Origin of the sequence: Paenibacillus sp. MZ03-122A (assembly GCF_024213325.1) — a bacterium.
GTDB lineage: Bacteria > Bacillota > Bacilli > Paenibacillales > Paenibacillaceae > Paenibacillus > Paenibacillus polymyxa_B.
Map to the genome: position 1 here is coordinate 714,009 of NZ_JANAVI010000001.1, position 26,949 is coordinate 740,957.

The following is a 26,949-nucleotide window of genomic DNA, read 5'->3' on the forward strand; positions in this document are numbered from 1 at the left end:
AGGGCTACGAAAAGCTTTTGCGGTCGGAGATGTTTTTGACGCAGAAGCTTTTCATGTTTTCAGAATGGTAGATTTAAAATTGGGGGGAGAGCCATGGGCGGAGCTGAAGAAAAGAGAAAGCGGCTGGAACTGCTGATGAAGCAAGTTGGGATGCCGGCTGGAGTGGTTGAACCTTATTTTTTGGACGGTTGGATTGATCAAGTGGAGATTAGCCGTACCAATAAGGATTGGAATATCACCATTGCCAAGGAGACACTGGTCCCCGCTCAGGTGTATCGTACGTTCTGTATTCAAGTACAGGAAAAAATGAATCACATCGCAAAAATTACGTTCCGTTTTCAGTATAGTGAGCAGATTCAGCCTGGTGATATTATTAGTGAATACTGGAAACTTTTTCTAGAGTGGGTGCATCGTGAGATCCCATCTGTTAACGGTTGGATGAATCGGGCTGTGCATGAGTGGGAAGACGGTCTATTATTGCTGACGATGAGCGACAGTATGTCATTGGAACTGGCGCGTAAAAAACAGATAGATCAAGCTATCATCAAATTTTACGATAAATATTTCGGACTCTCTATGCGCATTAAAGTCCAAGTGGGTGAAAGTAACCAGGAGGCATTACAGCAATTCCAAGAAAAGAAGATGCAGGAAGAACGCGAAGTTATTCAGCAGATGATGGAAAGTATGGAATCCGAAATGCCGCCTTTGGATGAAGAAGAAGGAGACGTACGGCTTCAATTTGGTTATGACATCAAAGAACCAGCTGTTCCGATGCAAGATATTCAGGACGAAGAGAAAAAAGTCACCTTACAAGGAACAATCTTCGGTTTGGATAGTAAAGAATTGCGCAATGGCAGTACGTTGTTTACGTATTATTTGACCGACTTTAGTGATTCCCTGCAAATGAAAATGTTTGCTAAAACTAAAGAAGATCTGAAGATCCTCAGTTTGTTGGCTAACGGGAAATGGGTTAAAGTGCGGGGGCGAGTTGAATATGATCGTTTTATGCAAATTCCCGAGCTGGTTATGATTCCTTCCGATCTAGTTGAAGTACAGGCTCCACCCACACGTAAGGATAATGCAGAGGAAAAACGGGTTGAGTTCCATCTCCACACAAAGATGAGTGCTATGGATGCTGTTGCCTCGATTGATCAATACGTCAAAACAGCTGCCAAATGGGGGCACAAGGCGATTGCGGTCACTGATCATGGCGGTGTGCAGTGCTACCCTGATGCTGCTAAGGCTGCAAAGAAAAACGGCATTAAAATGATCTACGGTGTTGAGGCCAATGTGGTTAATGATGCTGTTGAGGTTGTAATGCAGGCACAGCCATTAAATTTGAAAACAGCGACTTATGTCGTTTTTGATATTGAAACCACCGGTTTATCGGTTACACAGAATAAAATCATTGAGATTGCGGCTGTAAAAATGCATGATGGCAAAGAAGTTGATCGTTATGCTACCTTTGTTAATCCGCATGAGCGCATACCATACAATATCCAGCAACTGACCAACATTAACGATGAAATGGTCAAGGACGCGCCGGATGTAGAACCTGTTATGAAGGAGTTTGTAGCTTTTGCTGGTGATGCTGTATTGGTTGCCCATAATGCGCGATTTGATGTCGGCTTTATCCAGGCGACCCTTCGAAATATGGGTTTGCCTGAAATGACCAATCCGGTACTGGATACCCTAGAACTGGCTCGTTTACTGTTTCCAACAATGAAAAACCACCGTCTGAATACGCTGACGACCAAATATAAAGTGGCGCTAGAAAGCCATCATCGAGCCATTGACGATACAGTCGCACTGACTGAAGTGCTGAATGGCTTGCTGAATGATGCGGAACAAATTAAGGGTTTAAAAATGCTCGATCGTCTGAATGATTATGTGGGTAAGGATTTATCGACCGTTCGTCCTTTTCACTGCTGTATTTATGCCCTCAATCCGATTGGTAAAAAAAATCTGTACAAGCTGGTTTCGATGTCTCATACCGAATATTTCAAGCGTGTGCCTTGTATTCCTAAATCCAAATTGTCAGAAATGAGAGATGGATTGCTTATTATTTCTGGTTGCGAAAAAGGAGAGTTCTTTGAGGCTGTGTTAAACAAGTCCGAGGAAGAGGCCGAGGAAATTGCACAGTTTTATGATGTGTTGGAGATTCAACCTTTGACGATGTATATGCATTTAGTAGAAAAACAACTGGTAAGCGGGCCTGATGCTCTGAAAACGGCAATACGCAAAGTATGCGAAATTGGACGGCGACTTGATAAGCCCGTAATTGCCACAGGCAATGTTCACTATTTGGAAACTCGCGATAAGTTGTACCGTGATATTACGATACACGGCATTACGGGATTTAGCCCGCTAAAAGATATTCGTAAGCCAGATGCGCATTTACGCACCACAGACGAAATGCTGGCAGAATTCGAGTTTTTGGGCGAGGAGAAAGCCTATGAAGTCGTTGTGAAGAATACCAGTGAGTTGGCGGATCGATTTGAGGAGCTGGAGCTGTTCCCTGACAAGCTGTTCACACCTTTGCTGGATGGGGCGGATGAGGAAATCCGCAACACTTGCTACGAGACAGCTAAATCCATCTATGGTGAGGAATTGCCCGAAGTGGTTGTAGCCCGTCTTGAAAAAGAACTAGAGCCGATTATTAAATACGGTTTCTCTGCCAACTATCTCATTTCCGAGCGTTTGGTTAAAAAGTCTAATAAGGATGGATATCTGGTAGGTTCACGGGGTTCTGTTGGATCTTCTGTGGTCGCTACCTTTCTCGGTATTTCCGAGGTTAATCCACTGCCTGCACATTATATTTGCGGTAATCCTGAATGCAGACATAGCGAATGGATTTTGGACGGTAGTGTGCCGAGCGGATTTGACTTGCCGGACAAAAACTGTCCCAAATGCGGTGGAAAACTGAAGGGTGAGGGACAGGATATTCCGTTTGAAACGTTTCTTGGGTTTAAGGGAGATAAAGTTCCCGATATTGATTTGAACTTCTCTGGCGAATATCAACCTGTCGCACATAACTATACGAAAGTACTGTTTGGTGAGAAAAGTGTATTCCGTGCTGGAACCATCGGTACAGTTGCCGAGAAAACAGCCTTTGGCTTTGCAAAGAAATATGAAGAGGCGCATCATAAAAAATGGCGTGGGGCTGAGCTGAACAGGCTGGCTTCGGGTTGTACAGGGGTCAAACGCAGTACCGGGCAACATCCAGGCGGAATTGTCGTTGTTCCCGATTATATTGAGGTCGAGGATATTACGCCGGTACAGTACCCCGCCGATGATACAAGCTCGGAATGGAAAACAACGCATTTTGATTATCATGCTTTTGATGCGAATCTACTCAAACTCGATATTCTGGGTCATGATGATCCGACTATGATGAGGATGCTTCAGGATTTGACTGGTGTCGATCCTACGACCATTCCAATGAATGATCCTAAGGTGATGAGCATGTTCAACTCCACGGAGGCGCTCGGTGTAACACCCCAGCAAATCCGCACACCTGTAGCTACCTATGGTGTACCAGAAATGGGGACGAAGTTTGTACGCCAAATGCTAGTAGAGTCGCAGCCGAGTTCTTTTGCTGACTTACTGCAAATATCCGGACTGTCTCACGGCACGGGCGTGTGGTTGGGGAACGCACAAGAACTGATTAAGAATAATACCTGTAACATCAAGACTGTAATTGGTTGCCGTGATGACATCATGCTATTTTTGATTTACAAGGCAGGGATGGACGCAGGTCTGGCCTTTAAAATTACGGAGAGCGTACGTAAAGGTAAGGGGCTTAGTGCTGAATGGATTGAGGAAATGAAAAAATGCAAGGTGCCACAGTGGTACATTGATTCCTGTCTGAAAATCCAGTACATGTTTCCGAAGGCGCATGCTGCAGCCTACGTTATTTCAGCAGTGCGCACAGCGTACTTTAAGCTGTATCATCCGATTGAATATTATGCGACTTACTTTTCAGTACGTGCAGCCGATTTTGATATTGAGCTGTGCTGTCAGGGATATGATGCAATCGCACGGAAGATTGTCGAAATCGAGCAACTCGGCTTTCAGGCACCACCCAAAGAAAAAGGGATGCTTCCGATCCTGGAAATGGCTCTGGAAATGACGGCTCGCGGGTTTAGTTTTAAATCCATTGATTTGTACCGTTCTGAAGCTACACGCTTCAAGGTGGATGGAGATTCACTCATTCCGCCATTCGGAGCTCTTCAGGGAATTGGAGACAATGCAGCACGTAACATCGCAGCCTCCCGTGAACATGGTGAATTTTTGTCTGTCGAGGATTTTCAACAAAAATCGAAAGCTAGTAAAACCATTGTCGAAATGCTGTCCCAGATGGGTTGCTTTCGGGGTCTGCCAGAGAGTAATCAGCTGTCTCTGTTTTAATCCGAACCACAGTAGTCAAGCTCTGGCACTTGTCACATAACTATGGTTATGTTATAATTTTTTTGGTAATCATGGAGATAAAACCGTTGCTAAAAGAGTGGGGAAACCCACTCTTTACTGTTTGATATACAGTTACAACGTGAAAAGGTTATTTTTGGGCACGAAACCGGTACGCCGGTTTATTTGCAGTGAGCCCGAAATGAACATTACATCAAATGAAAATGAAAAAGCCGGTGATGGAGAAGCATTGTCCATGGTAATAGGGCGTCTTTTTTTCACCACAGGAAAGTTCACTTTTGGAGGTTATAATCTTTGAGCACACCAAAGATCAAATCAGTAGTAGAAGAAATGGCCCAACCTTTCCTCGATGAGCATGGTTTTGAACTGGTCGATGTCGAGTATGTCAAAGAGGGCAGCAATTGGTTTCTTCGCGTTTTTGTGGACAAAGACGGAGGAATTGATCTGGACGACTGCAGTATGATCAGTGAATATCTGGGTCAAAAGTTGGATGAAAATGACCCTGTTTCTACAGCATATTTTCTGGAAGTGTCTTCACCAGGCGCCGAAAGACCGCTGAAAAAAGCGGAGGACGTTACTAAAGCGGTAGGCAAAAACGTATTCGTTACTACATACGAGCCGATCAACGGCCTGAAGGAATTCGAAGGTCGTTTGCTTTCTTTTGAAGACGGGGAACTCACCGTTCAAAGCGGACAAAAGAAGCATGCCATACCTTATGACAAGGTAGCTGGTGCAAGGCTCGCGATCATATTTTAATTCAGATTTGACTGTTGCTGTTTGACATGTACTACATGTTTTTTTGCCTCGTGTGCCGACCAGTACGCAGGTGCATCATTTGAAAGGGGGAGCAGTAATCCATGAGTATGGATTTTATTGAAGCAATGAACGAGTTGGAAAGAGAAAAGGGGATCAGCAAGGATGTGCTGTTTGAGGCCATTGAAGCAGCCTTGATTTCCAGTTACAAACGGAATTTCAACACCGCACAAAACGTGCGTGTTGATATGAACCGCAACTCGGGAGTCATTAAGGTATATGCCCGCAAGCTGATTGTTGAGGAGGTATTGGATCCTCGCACTGAGATTTCGTTACCTGCGGCCCGTGAGATTAACCCGCATTTTCAGTTGGAAGATATCGCTGAAATCGAAGTCACGCCACGTGATTTTGGACGGATTGCTGCACAAACTGCGAAGCAAGTCGTGACCCAGCGTATCCGCGAAGCGGAACGGGGACTGATCTACAACAAGTTTGTGGACAAGGAAGAAGATATTGTAACAGGAACTGTACAGCGCCAAGACCCGCGTAACATTTATATTGATCTTGGTAAGGTGGAAGCGGTTCTCCCGTTAGGTGAATTGATGCCTAATGAGAAATTTAGCCATCTGGATCGAATCAAGGCTTATATTACCAAAGTAGAAAACACAACCAAAGGACCGCAAATTATGCTGTCCCGATCACATCCGGGTCTGCTTAAGCGTTTGTTCGAACTCGAAGTGCCTGAAATTTTTGATGGTGTTGTAGAGATTCGTTCCGTAGCGCGTGAAGCAGGCTTCCGTTCTAAAATCGCGGTTCATTCCCGTAACGCCGAAGTTGACCCGGTTGGCTCTTGTGTGGGTCCTAGAGGAACACGTGTACAGACTATTGTAAATGAGCTGCGTGGCGAAAAAATCGACATTGTACGTTATTCCGATAATGTTGATGAATACGTGGCTAATGCGCTGAGCCCATCCAAGGTGCTCGAAGTGCAAGTATTTGAAGAAGAGAAAATGGCGCGTGTTATTGTGCCTGATTATCAGCTTTCTCTTGCTATTGGTATCAAAGGGCAAAATGCTCGTCTTGCTGCTAAGCTTACGGGCTGGAAAATTGATATTAAGAGTGAAACACAGGCGGAGGAAGAACTCGGCAGACCGAGAACATCCACCGATGAAATGCATCAGGATTCCGTTTCTGTAGATTAAGCGGAGTGTAGGGGGGTTAATGCATGAAACAGAGAAAGATACCTTTGCGCAAATGTGTGGCCTGTCATGAAATGATGCCAAAGAAGCAGTTGATCCGTGTCGTCAAAACCCCTGAAGACGAAGTGTTGATTGACTTGACTGGCAAAAAGTCGGGACGCGGCGCTTACTTGTGCGGCAAAGCCGCCTGCTTCAAGCTGGCTCAAAAGAGCAAGGCACTGGATCGAGCATTGAAGCACTCGGTTCATCCTGATATTTATGAGCAGCTAAGTCGTGATTTTGCTGCCGTCGAGGAAGAATTCCTGGCGGCACAAGGCAGCGTGCAGGATGAATAAGGCGCTGTCTGGATTGGGTCTTGCCATGAGAGCTGGCAAGCTGCTAACAGGTGATGAGATCGTTTTTAAAGCGATCAGGTCTTCAGAAGCCAAGCTGGTCATTCTTGCGAAAGATGCTTCAATGAATACTCAAAAGAAATTCCGCGACAAATGCGGGACGTACAAAATCCCCTTATTGATAGGATTTGACCGGGAAAGCTTGGGAAGCAGTATCGGCAAACCTGAACGGGTTGTGCTGGCTGTGACGGATCAAGGATTCGCGAAATTGATCAAGAAACATGCGGGGATAATGTCGGAGGTGGAGTATATTGAGTAAACAAGAAAGCAAAGACAAAGTGCGGGTATACGAATACGCCAAATCGTTGAACATGAGCAGCAAAGAAATTATCACCATTCTTAAACGGCTGGATATTCCCGTGAACAACCATATGAGCGTCATGGAACATGATGCCGTAGGTAAAGTGGAAAGTTTTTTTAAGAATATTAAATCCAATGCTGCGGCCAAGCAAGGCGGAGCAGGTACGGCGCAAGTAAGCTCGAATCAGGCCGGTTCAAGCCAGAATAGTAATCATTCAACTGAGCAAACCAAAAATCAACAGGAAAAGCAGGTAAGTATGAATAGGACAAACAACAACCAAAACAGTAACCGAAGCAGCGCTCCAAAAGCGCAAAGCAGTCAGCAGGGCGGTCAAAACCGCAGTCAACAAAGTACTAGCAGACCCACTGGTCAGCAAAGTACACAAAACCGCAGTAATGGTCAACAGCAGGGAGGACAACAGCGTCCTAGTGGCAACACAGGTTCGCGTCCTCAAGGTAACCAAAGCACTAACTCACGCCCTCAGGGAAGTAGTCAGGGTGGTACGGCTGTAAGAACATCATCCTCTACAGGTAGCAACAATGCGAACCGTAGTGGTGGCAACCGTACAGGCAGTAACTCCAACAACGGTGGTAACCGTTCCGGTCAAGGACGTTTTGACGATAACCGTCAAGGCGGCGGACGCGGTGGTAACGGTGGTCGTGGAGGCAATAATCGCGGTGGCAGTAATCGTGGCGGGAAATTTAACAATCGTGGTAAAGGTCAACAACAGGAACGTCGCGAGAAAATCGACAACACGCCTAAGAAAATTATTGTGCGTGGTGAGATGACCGTAGGCGAAACAGCCAAGCTTCTTCATAAGGATGCGTCAGAAGTCATCAAAAAGCTGATTATGCTCGGAACGATGGCGACCATTAACCAGGAACTGGATATGGATACCATCCTCTTGCTTGCCGGAGACTTTGGCGTCGAGGTAGAAGTGAAAATTCCGGTCGAAGAAGATCGTTTTGAAACCGTGGAAGAAAATGATGATCCTGCGGATCTGAGAACACGCCCACCAGTTGTAACGATTATGGGTCACGTCGATCATGGTAAAACAACTTTGCTGGATGCCATTCGCTCGACTAATGTAACCGGTGGCGAAGCTGGCGGTATTACACAGCATATTGGTGCATACCAAGTTGAAATTAATAGTAAAAAAATCACTTTCCTGGATACACCGGGTCACGAAGCCTTTACCGCTATGCGTGCACGTGGTGCTCAAGTGACAGATATGACGATTATCGTGGTTGCAGCTGACGACGGTGTTATGCCACAGACGGTCGAAGCTATTAACCATGCGAAGGCAGCAGGTCTGCCAATTATCGTAGCTGTCAACAAGATCGACAAACCGGATGCCAACCCGGATAAAGTGAAGCAAGAACTCACTGAATATGAATTGGTACCTGAAGAGTGGGGCGGCGATACGATTTTCGTCAACGTTTCCGCGAAACAAAGAATGGGTCTGGAAGACCTGCTTGAAATGATTCTGCTCGTAGCTGAAGTGAATGAGTACAAAGCGAACCCGAACAAACGGGCACGTGGTACCATCATCGAGGCAGAACTGGATAAAGGCCGCGGTTCTGTAGCCCGTATCCTCGTTCAGAACGGTACACTGAAAGTCGGCGATGCTTTCGTAGCGGGTAACTGCTTCGGACGTGTGCGTGCTATGGTCAACGATAAAGGTCGTCGTCTTAAGGAAGCGGGTCCTTCCACTCCAGTTGAAATTACTGGTTTGACAGAAGTTCCACTTGCTGGCGATCCATTCATGGTGTTTGAGGATGAACGCAAAGCTCGTGCTATTGCTGATAGACGTGCGATCACACAACGCCAATCTGATCTGGGCAGTAATACACGGGTAACACTGGATGACCTGTTCCAACACATCAAGGATGGCGAAATGAAGGATCTGAACGTCATTATTAAAGGTGATGTACAAGGTTCCGTCGAAGCGTTGAAAGGTTCCTTGAACAAGATTGAAGTCGAAGGTGTGCGCGTTAAAATTCTTCACAGTGGTGCAGGAGCAATCACCGAATCCGATATTATTTTGGCCGCAGCTTCCAATGCTATTGTCATTGGTTTTAATGTTCGTCCGGATAACCAGGCGAAATCTACAGCGGAAGCTGAAAAAGTGGACATTCGTCTACACCGTGTCATTTACAATGTCATTGAAGAAATAGAGCAAGCCATGAAGGGCATGCTGGATCCTGAATATAAAGAAAATGTGATTGGGCATGCTGAAGTACGTAACGTATTCAAAGTTACTAAAGTCGGTACGATCGCTGGTTGTATGGTGACATCCGGTAAAATTACCCGTTCAGCAGAAGCACGCCTGATTCGTGATGGCATCGTCATTTTTGAAGGTAAAATCGACTCACTGAAACGCTTTAAGGACGACGCAAAAGAAGTTGCCCAAGGTTACGAATGCGGTATTACCCTTGATGGCTATAATGATGTTAAGGAACTCGACATTATTGAAGCGTTCGTCATGGAAACAGTGGAGCGCTAACGGCAGAGAGGTGAGCATCCATGGCTAAAATACGTACAGGTCGGGTTGGCGAACAGATCAAGAAGGAGCTAAGCCAACTCATACAAACTGAATTAAAAGACCCCCGCATCGGTTTTATCACCGTAACGGGTGTCGATCTTACAAATGATTTGTCCCAAGCGAAAATATACTTGAGCGTGCTCGGGGATGAAGAACAGAAAAATTCTTCCCTGAAGGCATTGGACAAAGCGAACGGTTATCTTCGTTCTGAACTCGGCAAACGGATACGGCTGCGCCATATTCCTGAGTTGATTTTCAAAATTGACGAATCTATTGCTTACGGCAGTCGAATTGAAAAACTGCTGAGTGATATCGACAAGGATGAAAAATAAAACTTTTAGTTTGTCCGAAGGAACCATGAACTGAATGTAAAGGAGAAGGCAATGCATACCTATGAACAGGCGCTTCAACAAGCGAAGGAATTTATTCTGGAGCATGATGATTACCTGATCGTATCGCATGTACAGCCGGACGGAGACGCAGTCAGCTCCACCGTAACGGTGGGCTGGCTTCTCTCATGTCTGGGGAAGAAATTTACCATGCTAAATGAGGGGCCTATTCCCAAACGTATGGATTTTTTATGGCATGCCGATGAGATTATGGATATGAGCCAGCAACCGCCAGAACGGAAATACAACCGGATCATTTGTGTAGATTGTGCGGATTACCGTCGTGTTGGTTTGACAGAGCAGTTTTTTTCGAAAGATGCCATTATCCTGAATATTGATCATCATCCAACGAATGATGCTTACGGTACAGTAAATGTGATTAAGCCGGATGCTGCGGCAACAGCAGAAATTCTTTTTGATCTACTGAAAGAGTTTGCAGTAACCTGGGATGTCGAAATAGCAACGGCTTTATATACAGGGTTGCTAACGGATACAGGTGGTTTCCGTTACTCCAACACTTCACCGAAAGTGATGTCTACTGTGTCACAGCTTCTTGCTTACGGTGTAGATGGTCCATCTTTATCCGAGAAATTGCTCGAGGAAATGACCTTTCCACAAATGAAGGTGCTAACAAAAGCATTGCAAACGCTCACGATGTCGGAGGATGGGAAAGTCGCTTGGGTTGTTGTAACCCCTGACGATATGACGGATTGTGGTGCTGTAAATGAGGACTTGGAAGGCATCGTGAATTATCCAAGAAATATTCGTGGAGTTGAAGTAGGCATTTTCTTTAAGGTTATTAATGATCAAGCGGTCAAGGCCAGCTTGAGATCGGCAGGGAATGTTGATGTAGCTGCGCTGGCTCAATCATTTGGGGGCGGTGGACATGTGCGTGCGGCTGGCTGCCGGCTAGAGGGTAAGCTGGGAGATATCATTGAGACAGTAGTAGGGCGGGTGAAGTCTGAGCTATGAATCCGATAAAGAAGGAACAGGCAACTTGGGAAGGCGTTCTACCTGTCTATAAACCTGCTGGATTTACCTCTCATGATGTGGTGGCCAAAGCTCGCCGTTTATTAGGTATGAAGAGAATCGGACACACTGGAACGCTTGATCCGCAGGTAACCGGTGTTTTGCCCTTGTGTCTGGGACGTGCTACCCGTGTGGTGGAATACATGCAGGAGCGGCCCAAGGAATATCGGGCTACACTGCGATTAGGAATTGCCACGGATACCGAAGACCTGAGTGGGAAAATCACGGAAGAGAGTGAACGTCCCGTAGAGGTGACGGAAGTGGAAGTCAAAGCGGTTCTGAAGCGTTTTGTTGGTACGATTTCTCAAGTACCTCCAATGTACTCCGCGCTAAAAGTGGACGGCAAACGTCTATATGAACTGGCTCGAGAAGGCAAAACCGTGGAGCGCAAAAGTCGTGAAGTGAGTATTTACGAGTTGGAAATGACGGGATTCGCGGAGACGGGGACGTATGTGGATATTTCTTTTCGTGCCTTATGCTCCAAAGGTACTTATATCCGTACACTATGTGTTGATATTGGTCGTGAATTAGGATATCCTTCAACGATGGTTAAGCTGGAGCGAACCATGTCTGCGGGAATTCCTGCGGAACGTTGTCTGACTTTCGAAGAAATAGAGCGTTTCGTTGCGGATGGCAGTCTTGGAGAGCGACTTATTACAACGGATCAAGCGATTGACTATATGCCTGAGCATATAGTGGCTGAAGCCAAGGTAACTGCGGCTCTGCAAGGCCAACGCCTGTCGCTGAATATGATTTCACCACCTGTGACAGACAATCAGCCCTTCCGTTTGTATAAAGAGGATAAAACGTTTTTAGGCATATATGGTCGGGATGAATCAGACGCGATCGCTCCCATTAAAGTTTTTTTACCTTGAATTGTGCTATAATTTTGACGAAGTTAGTCAAATGATGTGAAATGCAGGTGAATTAATAATGATTACCGTATCGTTATCTTATCCATTGAGTGATGAGCTTTTGCAGCAATGGGGACGTCCACAGGTCACGGCGATCGGTCAGTTTGATGGTCTTCATCTGGGACACGCAAGCGTGATACGTAAGGCTGTTACGCTGGCTCGTGAACAGCAGGTGCCGGTATCTGTCATGACATTTCATCCTCACCCGAAGGAAGTCATGAAAAAAGGCGATTATGAAGGTTATTTAACACCGCTTCCGGACAAGCAGGCTATTCTGGCTGATATGGGTGTGGACGTACTTTATATTTTGAGTTTTAACGAAGAATTTTCCAAGGTCAGCCCTGAGGCGTTTATGAGCGACGTGCTGCTTCCATTGCACATTCGAACAGCGGTAGTAGGCTTTGATTTTCGGTTTGGCCACCGGGGAGCCGGGCATGAGGATACACTTCGGAAGCTGGGAGGAGAGCTGATGTCGGTGCACACCGTACCACCGTTCGAACTGGATGGGGACAAGGTGAGCAGCTCTGGCATTCGCCGTGCTTTACAGACCGGGGATCTAGCACATGCCTCTCGCTGGTTGGGACGTCCGTATCGTATCCAGGGTACTGTAATGGATGGAGAGAAGCGCGGACGTACGATCGGTTTTCCGACCGCTAATCTCAAACTGGATGACACTTACGTGATTCCGATTAAGGGTGTGTACGCTGTACGGGCGCTTGTAGGCGATCGTTGGATAAACGGTGTAATGAATGTAGGGGTTAAGCCTACTTTTCATGAAGGTGTGCTGAATCCGTCGTTTGAGGTACATTTATTTGATTTTAATCAGCAAATTTATGGAGAGTCTGTGCTTGTGGAGCTTCACCACTACATCCGCCCTGAACGCAAATTCTCTTCGGTGGATGAGCTGATCAACCAAATTGGCAATGACGCACAAACGGCTAAAAAGCTGTTAGGCTAATTTATTTACATAAGACAGGCGCTGTGTTATACTGACTTATGTTGTGTAAACAACGATGAACCTTAGCTTGGTTGTCCGCTTTCACCGGCGGCTACGAGGCTAATGGCGATTATAATGAAGGAGGTGAACAGGATGGCATTGACTCAAGAGCGTAAACAGCAATTGATCGAGGAGTACAAAACTCATGAATCCGATACAGGATCACCAGAGGTACAAATCGCTATCCTTACTGAAAACATCGTCAACTTGCAAAGTCACTTTCGTTCGCACAAGAAAGACCATCACTCCCGCCGCGGGTTGTTGAAAATGGTCGGTCAGCGTCGTAAACTTTTGGCTTACCTGAAGAAGACTGATGTTAAACGTTACAGTGCGTTGATCGAGCGTCTCGGACTGCGTCGTTAATTTTCAGACATGTAATGAGAAAAGAAGCCTGGTTGTTCACCGCTTGTCCCTGCTAAGGCGACGGCGGACAGCAGCCGGGTTCTTTTTTGAAATGAGGAATCTTTTTTTGAATTACATATCCTGATTTGTCTGCTAGCTTCTTATGAATAAGACCTGCGCAGGAAATACTGGATATGTATAGAACTTTTACAATGAAATGAAATGGAGGGATACCATGGAGCAACGCGTAGAAATGCAGCTCGGCGGAAGAAAGCTGGTGTTGGAAACAGGACGTCTTGCGAAACAAGCCAATGCGGCAGTTAAAGTGAGCTACGGAGAAACAGTTGTGCTTTGTACCGTGACCGCTTCCCGTGAACCGAAAGATTTGGACTTTTTTCCACTGACCGTAAACTATGAGGAAAGATTGTATGCTGTGGGGAAAATTCCTGGCGGATTTATTAAACGTGAAGGACGTCCGAGTCAAAAAGCGATTTTGTCCAGCCGTTTGACAGACCGTCCAATTCGCCCATTGTTCCCGGAAGGTTTCCGGAATGATGTACAGGTGTTGAATCTGGTTATGAGTGTCGATCAGGATTGCGAACCTGAAATTGCAGCAATGATCGGAACCTCGGCAGCACTTAGCATTTCGGATGTGCCTTTTAATGGGCCAATCGGGGGAGTCGCTGTAGGACGTGTAGACGGGCAATTTGTGATTAACCCGGATATTGCACAGCAGAATGCAAGCGATCTGTACCTGGTTGTAGCCGGAACGAAAGATGCCATCATGATGGTAGAAGCCGAAGGCAATGAGATTCCAGAGGAAGTTATGCTGGAAGCTATTATGTTCGGTCATGATGAGATTAAGAACATTGTGGCAGTTATTGAACAATTGGTGCAAGTAGCAGGTAAAGAGAAAATGCAGGTTAAACTGCATGCTGTTGATGAAAAAGTGAACAGTGAAGTACGTGCTTATGCAGCTGAACGTTTAATGCAAGCTGTTAAAATTGCAGAAAAACATGCCCGTCAAGAGGCAATTGATGCAGTCAACGAAGAGACAGTTGCTCATTTTGAAGCACAATACATAGAGACACCTGAGCTTTTGAGTGACGTGAGCGAAGTTCTCTATGATATCGTTAAGGAAGAAGTACGTCGTCTGATCACGCATGATAAAGTGCGTCCTGATGGTCGTAAGCTTGACGAAATTCGTCCGATTGAAAGCGACACTAGCATTTTGCCGCGTACTCATGGTTCGGGCTTATTTACACGCGGTCAAACGCAAGCACTTAGCATTTGTACACTTGGTGCATTGGGTGATGTACAAATTTTGGACGGTATTGATCTGGAAGAAACAAAACGCTTCATGCATCATTACAATTTCCCGCCATTCAGCGTAGGTGAGGCTCGTCCTTTGCGTGCGCCAGGTCGTCGTGAAATCGGACATGGTGCTCTTGGTGAGCGTGCGCTTTCCAAAGTAATTCCTTCCGAAACTGAATTTCCATACACCATCCGTCTGGTTTCCGAGGTACTGGAATCGAATGGTTCGACTTCACAAGCTAGTATATGTGCAAGTACACTGGCTATGATGGATGCAGGTGTACCGATTAAAGCTCCGGTTGCAGGTGTAGCCATGGGATTGATCAAGGATGGAGACCATGTTTCCGTATTGACTGATATCCAAGGTATGGAAGACCACCTGGGCGATATGGACTTTAAAGTTGCTGGTACCGCGAAAGGCGTAACTGCCATTCAAATGGATATTAAAATTAACGGTATTGACCGCCAGATTTTACAGGATGCGCTCAAGCAAGCTAAAGAAGGACGTTTGTTCATTCTTAGCAAAATGATGGAAGCGATCCAGAAGCCGCGTGAGCAGTTGTCTCCGTATGCTCCAAAAATTATGACGATGCACATTAACCCGGACAAAATCCGTGATGTTATTGGGGCTGGTGGTAAAATCATCAACAAAATCATCGAAGAAACCGGCGTGAAAATCGATATTGAACAAGATGGTCGTGTGTTCATCGCTTCCACAAATCAAGAGATGAATGAAAAAGCACGTTCCATTATTGAGGGTATCGTAAAGGAAGTCGTGGTCGGTGAGATTTACATCGGTACAGTAAAACGGATTGAGAAATTCGGTGCATTTGTTGAAATTTTACCGGGCAAAGATGGTCTGGTTCATATTTCTCAACTGTCTACTGAGCGTGTAGCCAAAGTTGAAGATGTAATTGCTATTGGGGATACAATTACGGTGAAAGTAACCGAAATTGATCAACAAGGTCGTGTCAATCTGTCCCGTAAGGCTGTTCTGACTGCAGAAGCACCTGCAAAATCCTAGGTATCTGCATGTTGCAGACTAGAAAGGCAGGAGTAGCTTTTCGTATTAACAGTACAAGGGATTTGAATAGCATTGTTTAAGCTTTTGGAAAGAGGCAGAGCTACGTTTCTGGCTCTTTTTTCATACATATGCACAAGCTGCACCCAAGTGAGCTTCTAGAGCTTGCTACGTCATAGTTCTTGTCCTCGCCGCATACAATGTGGACAAACGGGCGGGGGGATGAAGGAATTATGGGTAGGGCAAAACGAGCAGTGTGGGTGGTAGCCAGTTTAGCCATCACACTTGTAATCGGGCAGTTTAGTGGGGTTCGTGACTACGCTAGTCAATTACGCAATGGAGACGTTACAGGGGTTAAAGAGCCAGAAGCTGTAACCACGATGGCGATAGCAGCTTTGCCCGACAATGCGCTTATGCAGCGACTAAGAACAGAAGCAGCACGTCAGCGGCGGGAACCAGTTGATGCCAAGATCGACAGGGTATGGAAGGCTATTCCAGGCTATAACGGACTGGAGGTGGATTTGGATGCTACCTATCGCAAAGCGATTGCATCTCCGGATCGACCCATTCAATATGTATATCGACAATTGGCACCTAAAATACATTTAAATCAGCTTGGTAATGTTCCAATTTACAGGGGGAATCCCGAAAAGCCGATGGTATCTTTCATGATCAATGTAGCATGGGGGAATGAATTTATCCTGCCGATACTGAACACGCTGGATCAGGAAAAGGTCAAGGCTACATTTTTTCTTGATGGAAGTTGGTTGAAAAAAAATCCTGATCTCGCCAAGGAGATTCAAAAAAGAGGGCATGAGCTTTCGAACCATGCATACTCTCATCCGAATATGAGCCGTCTGAGTCGGGCCAGAGCCACACAAGAAATTGAAAAGACTCAAGTGCTTCTTCGAGAAACTTTGAGTATCAAAAATAACTGGTTTGCCCCTCCATCGGGTGATTTTAATCAGCAAACGGTGGATATAGCAGCAGAACTTGGGCTCAAAACAGTGTTGTGGACATTGGACACTGTAGATTGGAGACATCCGTCACCGGAATCGGTGATTAACAAAATCAGTAGTAAGGTTGAATCAGGCTCCCTGATATTGATGCACCCAACAGATTCCTCATCGGCTGCTCTCAAAGGCATGATTCATGCTATTCGTAGTAAGGGACTTGTGCTCGGAACTGTCAGTCAGACACTTTCCCCTGATCGGCAACTACCTGCTCCGGTTGAGTGAACGTCTTTTTTCTGTTAGGATTGAACATTATGGCTAAGTATGCAATTCAGTTTAGGAGGGCCAATCGTGGAAAGAATTCAACTTAAAAACGGCCTAAGAGTGGTCATTGAAAAAATTCCAACCGTACGTTCAGTTTCTTTCGGTATCTGGGTTAAAACTGGCTCCCGGAATGAAACGCCGGACAATAGCGGTATTTCTCATTTTATCGAACACATGCTTTTCAAAGGAACAGAGCGTTTTAACGCTAAGGAAATCGCTGAGCAATTCGATGCCATCGGAGGAAATGTTAATGCTTTCACTTCGAAGGAATATACATGCTATTATGCCAAAGTATTGGATGAGCATCTACCGATCGCAGTTGATGTGCTGTCTGATATGTTCTTTAATTCCAAACTAGATCAGGAAGAATTGGCAAAAGAGAAGAATGTGATTTTGGAGGAAATCTCCATGTATGAGGATACACCGGATGATATGGTGCACGATCTTGTATCTCGCGCGGCCTATGGTGAACATCCACTGGCTTATCCGATTCTCGGAACCGAAGATCACCTGCTTGCTATGGATAGCTCACACCTCAGTCATTATATGAAGGAGCATTATACAATCGACAATACAGTTATCAGTGTGGCTGGTAATGTTGACGATCGCTTGGTAGAATTGTTGGAGCGACATTTTGGACATTTTGATAATCATGGAACCGTTTCGCCGCTGACAGTACCTGTGTTTAACGGTGAGCTGTTGTATCATGAGAAAGCAACGGAGCAAAATCATATTTGTTTATCCCTGCCTGGATTTGCAGCGGGTGACGAGCTCCAGTATGCTATGGTTTTGCTGAATAACGCGATCGGCGGCGGCATGAGTTCACGTTTGTTTCAAGAAATTCGGGAAAAGCGTGGACTGGCTTATTCGGTTTATTCCTATCATAGCTCCCATGCGGACAGTGGGTTGTTCACGATCTATGCAGGTACGGCTCCTAAGCAAACAAAGGACGTGCTGGATTTGACGCTGGAGCTTTTACGAGATGTGGCTGTCAACGGTTTGGACGCTAATGAGCTTCGTAAAGGTAAGGAACAATTAAAAGGAAGTTTGATTTTAAGCCTTGAAAGTACAGGTAGCCGGATGAATCGGCTTGGAAAAAATGAATTAATGCTCGGTCAGCATTATACGCTGGATCAAATGATCGAACATATCGAGCAAGTGACGGCAAATGATGTGAACAAAGTGCTGGATCGGATGTTCTCGGAGCCGTTTGCCCTGTCGATGGTGGGAGCGAGTGATTCAGCGGTAAAGGATATGAGGAGGGACTATTTTGTTAACTTACGTGGAAATTAACAGACTTGCGGGCAATGAAGATATTGAGCTGCCCCGCAAAATGTCAGAGCTTGCATCAGGGTTTGACTTGTATGCAGCAGTACAGGAAAATCTGGTACTGGAACCCGGCAAACGTTGCCTCGTTCCAACTGGATTTGCAATAGCTATGCCAGCGGGATTGGAGGCACAAATCCGTCCGCGAAGTGGACTGGCTCTTAAGCATGGTATTACCTGTCTCAATACACCGGGAACGATTGATGCGGATTATCGTGGGGAGATCAAGGTACTTCTTATTAATTTGGGCGAAGAATCGTTCACGATTACGCGCAATGAGCGAATTGCACAAATGGTATTTCAGGTTGTACCTGAGGTAGAGCTGAAACAAGTAGACCAATTATCTGAAACAGTGCGTGGTGCTGGAGGCTTTGGCCATACAGGACGCTGAGCTATGGTTGGTTTGCAATGTAAGAATGTCTATTTTGTAAAAGCTTCAAATTTACTTGCTTAAGAGTAAGCATGCAAATAAAGGTCGCCTCATCAAGGGGCGGCTTTTTTTGTGTTTTTTCACCCCTCTCCGGGCACTCGCATAGACTAAAAGCATATCGTGTCTCGGAAAGGAGTGATCCGGATGCTAACAGGAATACGCGTCGTTGTTTTGGGTGGCGATGCGAGGCAGCTTGAGGTAATCCGCAAATGTGTGGACATGGATGCTACCGTCAGTGTGGTCGGTTTTGACAAGCTTGAAGTACCACTCAAAGGAGTGACACTAGAACCAATGTCTGTCAAGCTGCTGGAATCGTCAGACGCACTGATTTTGCCGGTGGTGGGATGCGATGAGGAAGGCAACGTAAATGCACTTTTCGGAGCACAGAAGCTCCAGTTTCTGAATGAACATGCTGCTGCTCTTCCACCGCATTGCGTTGTATATACAGGGATGGCGCGGACGTACTTAAAAGAGATTTGTACCAGACATGAGTTAAAGCTGGTAGAGCTGCTGGAGAGAGATGATGTGGCCATATACAACTCTATACCTACGGCCGAAGGCGCACTGATGATGGCCATTCAGCATACTGATTTTACGATTCACGGTGCAGATTGTATGGTTCTAGGCATGGGACGGACTGGATTTACCATGGCAAGGGCACTACAGGGGTTGGGAGCCAGAGTGAAGGTTGGAGTACGGCGGGCAGAGGATGCAGCAAGAGCCGTGGAAATGGGTTGGAGGCCTTTTATGACAAGGGATTTGGCGCATGAGACAAAGGGAGTTGACTTGATTTTTAATACGATACCCTCTATGATTATCACAGCGCAAATCCTGTCTAAATTGCCATTGAGCACCGTGATTATAGATCTTGCTTCCGCACCAGGCGGATGTGATTTCCGTTATGCGGAAAAGCGTGGAATCAAGGCTATGCTTGCCCCTGGTCTTCCCGGTATTGTTGCTCCCAAAACTGCTGGCGCCATTATAGCGAATACGCTGGTGCAGTTGTTAATGGAAGATAATCCTGATCGGGGGGATGCACAATGAGTTGGCAAGGGAAAACAGTAGGTTATGCAATTACAGGCTCACATTGCACATTTGAAGAGGTAATGCCTGTTATACAGCGCTTTGTTGATGAGGGTGCGAAGGTCGTTCCTATTATATCCAATACAGTACTAACAACGGATACGCGCTTTGGTACTTCGCAAAGTTGGCAAAAACAGTTGAAAGATATAACAGGGAATGATATCATTTCTACAATTGTGGAGGCTGAGCCACTGGGTCCCTCCCAAATACTCGATGTGCTGGTGATTGCACCTTTGACGGGGAATTCGATGAGTAAGTTAGCGAATGCAATGACAGACAGTCCAGTTTTGATGGCTGCCAAGGCGCAATTGCGCAACGGTCGTCCACTTCTTTTAGCTATATCTACTAATGATGGACTGGGTCTAAATGCTGCCAATATCGCCAAATTACTCGTAGCCAAAAATATCTTTTTTGTGCCGTTCGGACAGGACAATCCAGTTAATAAGCCGAACTCGCTTGTAGCTAACATGGAGTTGATTCCGGAGGCTGCTTATGAAGCATTGCAGGGCAAACAGCTTCAGCCGATGATTGTGGAACGCAAGACCCCATGAAGTATTATAGTTAACTGCTGAGCATCCCTCGCCTAGAAGATGATTCGATATTGTATCGGGTCTAATTTCTTGTTGGCGGTGGATGCTTTCAGAATAAAAAATGGTTTTTAGTCGAGAAGGGGAGATACACCAGATGAGCAATAGAAAGTTTAATGTAGCTGTCGTTGGAGCGACAGGCGCTGTAGGAGAACAGATCGTAAATCTGCTGGAAAAACGGGATTTTCCTGTGGACAAAATCAAATTTCTTTCTTCGCCTCGTTCTGCCGGCACGTTAATTAGCTTTAAAGGTCAGCAAATTCCAGTAGAGATTGCTACCCCCGACAGCTTTGAAGGAATCGACATTGCTTTGTTTAGTGCAGGTGGAGACGTAAGTAAGGAATTGGCGCCGCATGCTGTTCGTCATGGGGCAGTTTGCATTGACAACACCAACGCATTCCGAATGGATCCGACAGCTCCTCTTGTAGTGCCTGAGGTGAACAGCGACAAAATTGCCGAACATCAAGGAATTATTGCGAACCCGAACTGCTCCACCATTCAGATGGTAGCTGCTTTGAAACCATTATATGATCAGTATGGCATTTCTCGTATCATTGTATCCACATACCAGGCCGTTTCCGGCGCTGGAAGCCGAGCTATTGATGAATTGAATCGTCAAAGCGCAGCGATTCTGAACGGAGATGAAGTTCAGCCTGATCTGTTGCCAGTAGGCTCGTTGCCAGTAAAGCATCAGATTGCTTTCAATGCTATCCCGCAAATCGATAAATTCCAGGACAATGGTTATACACTGGAAGAAATGAAAATGGTACGTGAAACGAAAAAAATACTGGGTGACGAATCTGTGGACGTAACAGCAACGTGTGTGCGTATTCCTGTTGTATATGGTCACTCGGAATCTGTATATGTAGAACTTAAAAAAGATTATGATTTAAAAGAAATTCGCAATCTGCTGGCTTCGGCACCGGGAGTAACGCTGGTGGACGATCCTGCTGCTCAGCTTTATCCACTGGCATCTGATGCTGCAGGAAAACCTGACGTATTTGTGGGGCGTGTACGCCGTGATTTGGGCAATAGCCGTGGATTGAATTTGTGGGTCGTATCCGACAACCTGCTCAAAGGAGCAGCATGGAACGCGGTGCAAATCGCGGAAATTATTGCTGCAAACGCGGAGTAACGTTCCGATATGGGGGAAGAATAATGGGTATTTTGGTGCAAAAATTTGGGGGAACCTCGCTGTCCACACCTGAAGCACGTCAACTTGTGCTGGCACATATGAAGCGGGAGTTGGAACAAAATCTTCAATTGGTTGTTGTTGTGTCGGCCATGGGGAGAAAAGGAGAGCCTTATGCCACCGACACGCTGCTGGATTGGGCGGCGTCTAACGGCGACAGTCTTCCGAAGCGCGAACGGGATTTACTGCTGTGCTGTGGTGAAATCATTTCTGCTGCTACATTATGCAGCCTGATGGAGAAGGAAGGTATTCCTGCTACGGTGCTAACTGGGGCACAGGCGGGCTTTATTACGGATGATCAATACGGCAATGCTCGTATTTTGGATATAAAGCCAGACCGTGTTGTTGAAGAGTTGAACCAAGGTAGAGTTGTCATTGTGACAGGTTTTCAGGGACAAACAGCAGACGGTGATATGACTACCTTGGGTCGGGGAGGCAGCGATACGTCAGCTACTGCTCTGGGTGCTGCTCTACATGCGGATATGGTTGATATTTATACGGATGTGAATGGTATATTGACTGCCGATCCGCGCATTGTGGAAAACGCAAAGCCACTCACACATGTTAGCTATACGGAGATTTGTAATATGGCTCATCAGGGAGCAAAGGTTATCCATCCTCGTGCTGTTGAAATCGCCATGCAGGCTAATATCCCGGTCCGTGTTCGCTCTACCTTCTCCGAAGGAGAAGGTACGTTAGTTACCCACCCGGAAGGCTTCAAAGACGTGCAGGCAGACATCGTAGACCGTTTCGTGACCGGTATTGCGTATGTCGGCAATGTCACTCAGATTAATGTTGAGTTAAAGCCGGGTTTGGAGCACTTGCAATTACAAGTATTCAAATCTATGGCTGAACATGGAATTAGCGTTGACTTTATTAACGTAACGCCAACGGGGGCAGTTTATACTGTGTTCGATCATGATGGAAGCAAAGCGGTTGAAGTATTGAACGGTTTGGGTCTAGAACCTAAGATACTGGCCGGGTGTGCTAAAGTTTCTGTCATTGGCGGTGGTATCAACGGGGTACCAGGCATTATGGCGACGATTGTGGAGGCATTGGCAGAATCAGACGTACAGATCCTTCAATCCGCAGATTCCAACACGACGATCTGGGTACTTGTTAAAAAAGAAGATATGGTGCAGGCTGTACGCGCATTGCATAATAAATTTGAACTCCATCAATAGGCATTGTCCGTGCTCGGACTTGCAAAAAGGAGGCAGCATGGTGAACTTCGGCAGATTGATTACCGCAATGGTGACACCTTTTGATAAGCAAGGAGAGATTGACTGGACTGCATTGTCCTCGTTGATTGATTACTTAATAGAAGAACAGCACTCAGAGTCACTTGTTGTATCTGGAACAACAGGGGAGTCTCCTACCCTGAGCGATGATGAAAAAATCAAGTTGTTTGCATTTGTTGTAGAAAAAGCAGCTGGACGATGTAAAATTATTGCCGGGACTGGAAGCAACAATACGCGTCACTCCATTCATCTAACCCGTGCCGTGGAGCAGGCAGGAGCAGATGGTGTTCTACTGGTAGTGCCATATTATAATAAACCGAATCAGGAAGGGATGTATCAGCATTTCGAAAGTATTGCGAACTCCACATCACTCCCAGCTATACTGTATAATGTTCCAAGTCGTACTGGAGCGAGTCTAACAGCTGAAACAACACTGCGCCTTGCACAAATTCCGAATATTGTGGGAACTAAAGAATGTGCATCACTTGCGCAGGTCACACAGATTGCAGCGGCAGCGCCGGAAGGTTTTCTGGTTTATTCCGGGGATGATGCTTCCGGGTTGCCTGCTATGGCTGTAGGTGCTTATGGTATTATCAGCGTAGCGAGTCATGTGGTAGGTGCTGAAATGAAGCGGATGATCGATTCACTTGTAGGAGGACACTCGCAGGAGGCAGCCAAGTTGCATCAGCAGTTGTTCCCTATTTTCAAGGGCTTGTTTGGTTGTCCTCATCCTCTGCCTAATCCGGTGGCAGTAAAATATGCATTGGAATTACGGGGGGTTAAGGTCGGTTCGGTTCGGTTGCCGCTCATTCCTCCAACTGAGGATGAAGCGGAATTTATTAAGAAATTATTTACCCGGTAAAGGGAAATAGGAATGTAAGATGTTAATTAATACTAAGGAGTATCCTTGTTAAGGGCAGTCGGTAGGTACAAAACCGATAGGGTTTATTGTCTGACAAGGTTCCCAGCGTGAAGGGCGTTCTTATAGGACGCCCTTTTTGCTGTGCTTTTAACCATGTATGTAGACAAAATGACGGATACTAATGGTTTCAGACGGCAATGGGAAACCTAGCTTAACGAACAGGATGACTTGTTTTTTCGTATTTTAATCATGTATAATGGGGTCAAGTGACTGGGTGCGGTATTTTTTTGAAAATTAAATAAACAAATCAAGGTACGACGTCCAACTACCATAGGAGGTTTAGATTCATTTGTCTAAAAAAACAAACAACGATAAATTGATGATTTTCGCTTTGGGCGGCGTCGGTGAAATCGGGAAAAATATGTATGTCGTTCAATACGGCAATGACATTGTCGTGGTGGATTCCGGTTTGAAATTCCCGGAAGAGGACATGCTGGGCATTGATATCGTTATTCCTGATATTTCCTACCTTACAGAGAACCGCGACAAAGTAAGAGGCATTGTGCTGACTCATGGTCACGAGGACCATATCGGCGGTTTGCCTTACGTGTTGAAACATTTGAATGTACCAGTATATGGTACCAAATTGACGCTGGGATTGGTGGAAAACAAGCTGAAGGAAGCGAATCTGCTTGGTGAAACCAAACGTATTTTGATCAATGCTGATTCTGAAATCAAGCTGGGTTCCACACTGAAAGCAACATTCTTCAGAACCAACCATAGTATTCCAGATTCTGTAGGTGTATGTATTGATACTCCTGAAGGCGCTGTTGTTCATACAGGTGACTTCAAATTTGACCATACTCCGGTGAACGGACAATATGCAGATTTGCAGCGTATGGCTGAAATTGGCACACGTGGCGTACTGGCTCTTTTGTCAGACAGTACGAATGCCGAAAAACCAGGCTTTACACCTTCGGAAAAGAGCGTTGGTATTGTCCTGGAAGACATTTTCCGCAAGTCGAGACAGCGTGTGGTCGTAGCTACTTTTGCTTCTAACGTACATCGTATTCAACAGGTAATTAATGCTGCTGAAGCAACGGGACGTAAAGTAACAGTTATTGGTCGAAGCATGGTTAATGTCGTAGGTATTGCTTCAGACTTGGGCTATTTGGAAATTCCAGATGGAATGCTGATTGAGCCTGAAGAAGTTGGCAAAATGTCAGCGGATCGTGTAGTTATTCTCTGCACAGGCAGTCAGGGTGAACCGATGTCAGCTTTGACAAGAATGGCTCGTTCCACACATCGAAAGGTTGACATTCTTCCAGGGGATTCAGTCATCATCGCAGCTACTCCAGTACCAGGTAATGAAAAATACGTTGGACGCACAATTGATGAGCTGTTCCGTCTGGGTGCCAATGTATATTACAGCGCAGCTAATCCAGGTATCCACGTTTCTGGACACGGAAGCCAGGAAGAACTCAAGCTGATGCTGAATCTGATGAAACCAAAGTTCTTCTTGCCAATTCATGGTGAGTTTAGAATGCAACGTCGTCACGCTCTTCTTGCTGAAGGTGTAGGTATTGAGCCTGAGAATATCTTTATCACGGATATCGGTGAAGTCATTGAAATTCAGAATGGTGGAGCACGCAGAGCTGGTAAAGTTACAGCAGGTAACGTACTGATCGATGGACTAGGCGTAGGGGATGTAGGAAATATCGTATTGCGCGACCGCAAATTGCTGTCACAGGACGGTATTTTGGTAGTTGTTGTTACGCTGAGCAAGCAAGACGGAACGATTAAATCGGGACCAGATATCATTTCCCGAGGTTTCGTATATGTCCGTGAATCGGAAGGTTTGCTGGATGAAGCGAATCGTATTGTCTCAAGTACACTGCATAAGCTCATGAGTGAAAATGTAAATGAATGGGCTTCCCTCAAGACAAATGTCAAGGATGCACTAGGTCGCTTCTTGTATGAGCAAACTCGTCGGAGACCGATGATCCTGCCAATTATAATGGAAGTGTGATTCAATTGAAATTTGTTCAAAAACCTGAATTAAAAACTTAAGTCACAGGCACACAGTCGCCTCTCTTCCCGCAGGAAATATTGGACGGTTTCCGCGGGAGGAGAGGCTTTTTTGATTTCCTGGGACAAGGAAAGGCATGGGGGTGGGTATAAAATATTCCATTTCTATCCCATACTATAGGGTGAATACGGGTCATATAGATGCGTAAAGCGAAAGGAAGATCACCCATATGGAACAATACAGCAATCTAAAATCTGGAAATGAGGAAAGCGAAGCGCCAGATCAACCAGGAATTGGGCAAAGACCCGCTTTACCTGCTATGGAGGCTTTGCAGCAACTGGGTCAAACCTCCATGCCTGGAGGCGAGTCCAATATTTTTTGCATGACGATTATCGGTCAAATTGAAGGGCATCTCATTTTGCCGCCTCAAAACAAAACGACAAAATATGAGCACATTATTCCCCAGTTGGTAGCGGCAGAACAAAATCCTCGTATCGAAGGATTAATGATTTTGCTGAATACAGTTGGTGGTGATGTAGAGGCAGGACTAGCTATTGCTGAAATGATCGCATCGATGAGTAAACCAACGGTGACCATTGTCATAGGTGGGGGGCATAGCATCGGTGTGCCTATTGCTGTGTCTTCCACTTATTCCTACATTGCGGAGAGTGCGACGATGACCATTCATCCCATTCGTATGAGCGGTCTGGTCATTGGAGTACCACAAACTTTTGAATACATGGAAAAAATGCAGGAACGTGTTGTACGCTTCGTCGTTTCTCATTCTCGTATTACAGAAGAGCAGTTTAAGGAATTAATGTTTAAAACCGGTGAGTTAAACCGCGATATTGGTACAGCGGTTGGAGGAGCTGATGCAGTGAAGTATGGATTGATGGACGCGGTTGGAGGCATCGGAGAGGCTTTAAAACAGCTGAACACCATTATTGAAACGCGCCGTCAGCAAAACGGGATCGCTGGGATTCAACAGCAGGCTCCGTATGCTCCTTTTTCTCCTAGTGCCACAGGAACTCCTACAGAGACACTGTCAGGGGAGCCTAGCGGGGAGCTACCACAATGACACTATATACTGTAATGCCAATGGAAATGGTATGGCAAGGGATGTGGAAAGAGGCTGAGGAGTTTGCAGAAGTTCGGGTAGACGGTCTACTTATGCAAGTACAGCCGCTTGAAAGTCGTCGGGGGATCATTGTACGGTTGTTGGACTGTCCGTTGGAAGCCTACCTGAATCCGCGTTATGGACCAGGTCAAGTCATCGAGTGGTCGTAGAAGGTGTCGAG

23 protein-coding genes are annotated in these 26,949 nt (G+C 45.8%); all 23 read left to right on the top strand.

The annotated features are described in order from the left end of the window. The first annotated feature begins 93 nt into the window (after positions 1-93). The 23 genes from NLX74_RS03500 to NLX74_RS03610 all read left to right on the top strand — a co-directional run bounded on the left by NLX74_RS03500 (position 94) and on the right by NLX74_RS03610 (position 26,938). Positions 94-4,410, top strand: a complete 4,317-nt coding sequence (locus NLX74_RS03500; protein WP_250244739.1) for a PolC-type DNA polymerase III — start codon at positions 94-96, stop codon at positions 4,408-4,410. Positions 4,411-4,722: 312 nt separating this feature from the next. Further along, positions 4,723-5,184, top strand: coding sequence for a ribosome maturation factor RimP (gene rimP, locus NLX74_RS03505; protein ID WP_061829440.1), 462 nt, complete (start codon positions 4,723-4,725; stop codon positions 5,182-5,184). Positions 5,185-5,285: 101 nt separating this feature from the next. Then, positions 5,286-6,383, top strand: a complete 1,098-nt coding sequence (nusA, locus tag NLX74_RS03510; protein ID WP_013309927.1) for a transcription termination factor NusA — start codon at positions 5,286-5,288, stop codon at positions 6,381-6,383. Positions 6,384-6,406: 23 nt separating this feature from the next. Next, positions 6,407-6,715, top strand: a complete 309-nt coding sequence (rnpM, locus tag NLX74_RS03515; RefSeq protein WP_007430067.1) for an RNase P modulator RnpM — start codon at positions 6,407-6,409, stop codon at positions 6,713-6,715. Continuing rightward, entirely contained in the window at positions 6,708-7,031 is a 324-nt protein-coding gene (locus tag NLX74_RS03520; RefSeq protein WP_025720915.1) for a L7Ae/L30e/S12e/Gadd45 family ribosomal protein, read from the top strand. Before rnpM ends, NLX74_RS03520 begins: the two co-directional genes overlap by 8 nt. Then, complete coding sequence (gene infB / locus NLX74_RS03525; RefSeq protein WP_061829439.1) at positions 7,024-9,579, top strand: translation initiation factor IF-2; 2,556 nt, start codon at positions 7,024-7,026, stop codon at positions 9,577-9,579. Before NLX74_RS03520 ends, infB begins: the two co-directional genes overlap by 8 nt. Before the next feature lie 20 nt (positions 9,580-9,599). Continuing rightward, positions 9,600-9,950 carry a 30S ribosome-binding factor RbfA gene (rbfA, locus tag NLX74_RS03530; RefSeq protein WP_010346342.1) on the top strand — a complete coding sequence of 117 codons (351 nt, stop codon included), beginning with the start codon at positions 9,600-9,602 and terminating at the stop codon, positions 9,948-9,950. A 51-nt stretch (positions 9,951-10,001) separates the two neighbouring features. After that, positions 10,002-10,979 carry a DHH family phosphoesterase gene (locus NLX74_RS03535; RefSeq protein ID WP_254327938.1) on the top strand — a complete coding sequence of 326 codons (978 nt, stop codon included), beginning with the start codon at positions 10,002-10,004 and terminating at the stop codon, positions 10,977-10,979. After that, the gene (gene truB, locus NLX74_RS03540; RefSeq protein WP_254327939.1) at positions 10,976-11,911 is read left to right on the top strand and encodes a tRNA pseudouridine(55) synthase TruB; all 936 of its coding nucleotides are present in this window, start codon (positions 10,976-10,978) and stop codon (positions 11,909-11,911) included. The genes NLX74_RS03535 and truB overlap by 4 nt, the downstream gene beginning before the upstream one ends. A 58-nt stretch (positions 11,912-11,969) precedes the next feature. After that, entirely contained in the window at positions 11,970-12,908 is a 939-nt protein-coding gene (locus NLX74_RS03545; RefSeq protein ID WP_254327940.1) for a bifunctional riboflavin kinase/FAD synthetase, read from the top strand. 132 nt (positions 12,909-13,040) lie between these two features. Next, the gene (gene rpsO / locus NLX74_RS03550; RefSeq protein ID WP_007430074.1) at positions 13,041-13,310 is read left to right on the top strand and encodes a 30S ribosomal protein S15; all 270 of its coding nucleotides are present in this window, start codon (positions 13,041-13,043) and stop codon (positions 13,308-13,310) included. 214 nt (positions 13,311-13,524) lie between these two features. After that, the gene (pnp, locus tag NLX74_RS03555) at positions 13,525-15,627 is read left to right on the top strand and encodes a polyribonucleotide nucleotidyltransferase (RefSeq protein WP_254327941.1); all 2,103 of its coding nucleotides are present in this window, start codon (positions 13,525-13,527) and stop codon (positions 15,625-15,627) included. Positions 15,628-15,857: 230 nt separating this feature from the next. Next, positions 15,858-16,862 carry a polysaccharide deacetylase family protein gene (locus NLX74_RS03560; RefSeq protein WP_254327942.1) on the top strand — a complete coding sequence of 335 codons (1,005 nt, stop codon included), beginning with the start codon at positions 15,858-15,860 and terminating at the stop codon, positions 16,860-16,862. Positions 16,863-16,928: 66 nt separating this feature from the next. Next, positions 16,929-18,194: a M16 family metallopeptidase gene (locus tag NLX74_RS03565; RefSeq protein WP_061829434.1), complete on the top strand. Its 1,266-nt coding sequence runs from the start codon at positions 16,929-16,931 to the stop codon at positions 18,192-18,194. Continuing rightward, on the top strand, positions 18,172-18,618 hold the full coding sequence (dut, locus tag NLX74_RS03570; RefSeq protein ID WP_013309936.1) for a dUTP diphosphatase: 447 nt from the start codon (positions 18,172-18,174) through the stop codon (positions 18,616-18,618). The genes NLX74_RS03565 and dut overlap by 23 nt, the downstream gene beginning before the upstream one ends. A 183-nt stretch (positions 18,619-18,801) precedes the next feature. Then, positions 18,802-19,701: a dipicolinate synthase subunit DpsA gene (dpsA, locus tag NLX74_RS03575; RefSeq protein ID WP_235308139.1), complete on the top strand. Its 900-nt coding sequence runs from the start codon at positions 18,802-18,804 to the stop codon at positions 19,699-19,701. Continuing rightward, complete coding sequence (locus NLX74_RS03580; RefSeq protein WP_254327943.1) at positions 19,698-20,291, top strand: dipicolinate synthase subunit B; 594 nt, start codon at positions 19,698-19,700, stop codon at positions 20,289-20,291. The genes dpsA and NLX74_RS03580 overlap by 4 nt, the downstream gene beginning before the upstream one ends. A 133-nt stretch (positions 20,292-20,424) precedes the next feature. After that, positions 20,425-21,462, top strand: a complete 1,038-nt coding sequence (locus NLX74_RS03585) for an aspartate-semialdehyde dehydrogenase (RefSeq protein WP_254327944.1) — start codon at positions 20,425-20,427, stop codon at positions 21,460-21,462. Between the two features lie 23 nt (positions 21,463-21,485). Then, the gene (gene dapG / locus NLX74_RS03590; RefSeq protein ID WP_254327945.1) at positions 21,486-22,703 is read left to right on the top strand and encodes an aspartate kinase; all 1,218 of its coding nucleotides are present in this window, start codon (positions 21,486-21,488) and stop codon (positions 22,701-22,703) included. A 37-nt stretch (positions 22,704-22,740) separates the two neighbouring features. Continuing rightward, positions 22,741-23,622, top strand: coding sequence for a 4-hydroxy-tetrahydrodipicolinate synthase (gene dapA / locus NLX74_RS03595; protein WP_254327946.1), 882 nt, complete (start codon positions 22,741-22,743; stop codon positions 23,620-23,622). A 349-nt stretch (positions 23,623-23,971) separates the two neighbouring features. Beyond that, positions 23,972-25,651 carry a ribonuclease J gene (locus NLX74_RS03600; protein ID WP_013309942.1) on the top strand — a complete coding sequence of 560 codons (1,680 nt, stop codon included), beginning with the start codon at positions 23,972-23,974 and terminating at the stop codon, positions 25,649-25,651. Between the two features lie 229 nt (positions 25,652-25,880). Then, positions 25,881-26,729 carry a ClpP family protease gene (locus NLX74_RS03605; protein ID WP_254327947.1) on the top strand — a complete coding sequence of 283 codons (849 nt, stop codon included), beginning with the start codon at positions 25,881-25,883 and terminating at the stop codon, positions 26,727-26,729. After that, positions 26,726-26,938 (top strand): YlzJ-like family protein, encoded by a 213-nt coding sequence (locus NLX74_RS03610; protein ID WP_061829428.1) that lies wholly within the window; start codon positions 26,726-26,728, stop codon positions 26,936-26,938. Before NLX74_RS03605 ends, NLX74_RS03610 begins: the two co-directional genes overlap by 4 nt. Positions 26,939-26,949 lie beyond the last annotated feature (11 nt).

Coding starts and splice junctions, on each gene's coding strand:
- NLX74_RS03500 (WP_250244739.1), top strand. CDS start 94: ATGGGCGGAGCTGAAGAAAAGAGAAAGCGGCTGGAACTGCTGATGAAG.
- nusA (WP_013309927.1), top strand. CDS start 5,286: ATGAGTATGGATTTTATTGAAGCAATGAACGAGTTGGAAAGAGAAAAG.
- rnpM (WP_007430067.1), top strand. CDS start 6,407: ATGAAACAGAGAAAGATACCTTTGCGCAAATGTGTGGCCTGTCATGAA.
- NLX74_RS03520 (WP_025720915.1), top strand. CDS start 6,708: ATGAATAAGGCGCTGTCTGGATTGGGTCTTGCCATGAGAGCTGGCAAG.
- rbfA (WP_010346342.1), top strand. CDS start 9,600: ATGGCTAAAATACGTACAGGTCGGGTTGGCGAACAGATCAAGAAGGAG.
- NLX74_RS03535 (WP_254327938.1), top strand. CDS start 10,002: ATGCATACCTATGAACAGGCGCTTCAACAAGCGAAGGAATTTATTCTG.
- truB (WP_254327939.1), top strand. CDS start 10,976: ATGAATCCGATAAAGAAGGAACAGGCAACTTGGGAAGGCGTTCTACCT.
- NLX74_RS03545 (WP_254327940.1), top strand. CDS start 11,970: ATGATTACCGTATCGTTATCTTATCCATTGAGTGATGAGCTTTTGCAG.
- rpsO (WP_007430074.1), top strand. CDS start 13,041: ATGGCATTGACTCAAGAGCGTAAACAGCAATTGATCGAGGAGTACAAA.
- pnp (WP_254327941.1), top strand. CDS start 13,525: ATGGAGCAACGCGTAGAAATGCAGCTCGGCGGAAGAAAGCTGGTGTTG.
- NLX74_RS03560 (WP_254327942.1), top strand. CDS start 15,858: ATGGGTAGGGCAAAACGAGCAGTGTGGGTGGTAGCCAGTTTAGCCATC.
- dpsA (WP_235308139.1), top strand. CDS start 18,802: ATGCTAACAGGAATACGCGTCGTTGTTTTGGGTGGCGATGCGAGGCAG.
- NLX74_RS03580 (WP_254327943.1), top strand. CDS start 19,698: ATGAGTTGGCAAGGGAAAACAGTAGGTTATGCAATTACAGGCTCACAT.
- NLX74_RS03585 (WP_254327944.1), top strand. CDS start 20,425: ATGAGCAATAGAAAGTTTAATGTAGCTGTCGTTGGAGCGACAGGCGCT.
- dapG (WP_254327945.1), top strand. CDS start 21,486: ATGGGTATTTTGGTGCAAAAATTTGGGGGAACCTCGCTGTCCACACCT.
- dapA (WP_254327946.1), top strand. CDS start 22,741: ATGGTGAACTTCGGCAGATTGATTACCGCAATGGTGACACCTTTTGAT.
- NLX74_RS03605 (WP_254327947.1), top strand. CDS start 25,881: ATGGAACAATACAGCAATCTAAAATCTGGAAATGAGGAAAGCGAAGCG.
- NLX74_RS03610 (WP_061829428.1), top strand. CDS start 26,726: ATGACACTATATACTGTAATGCCAATGGAAATGGTATGGCAAGGGATG.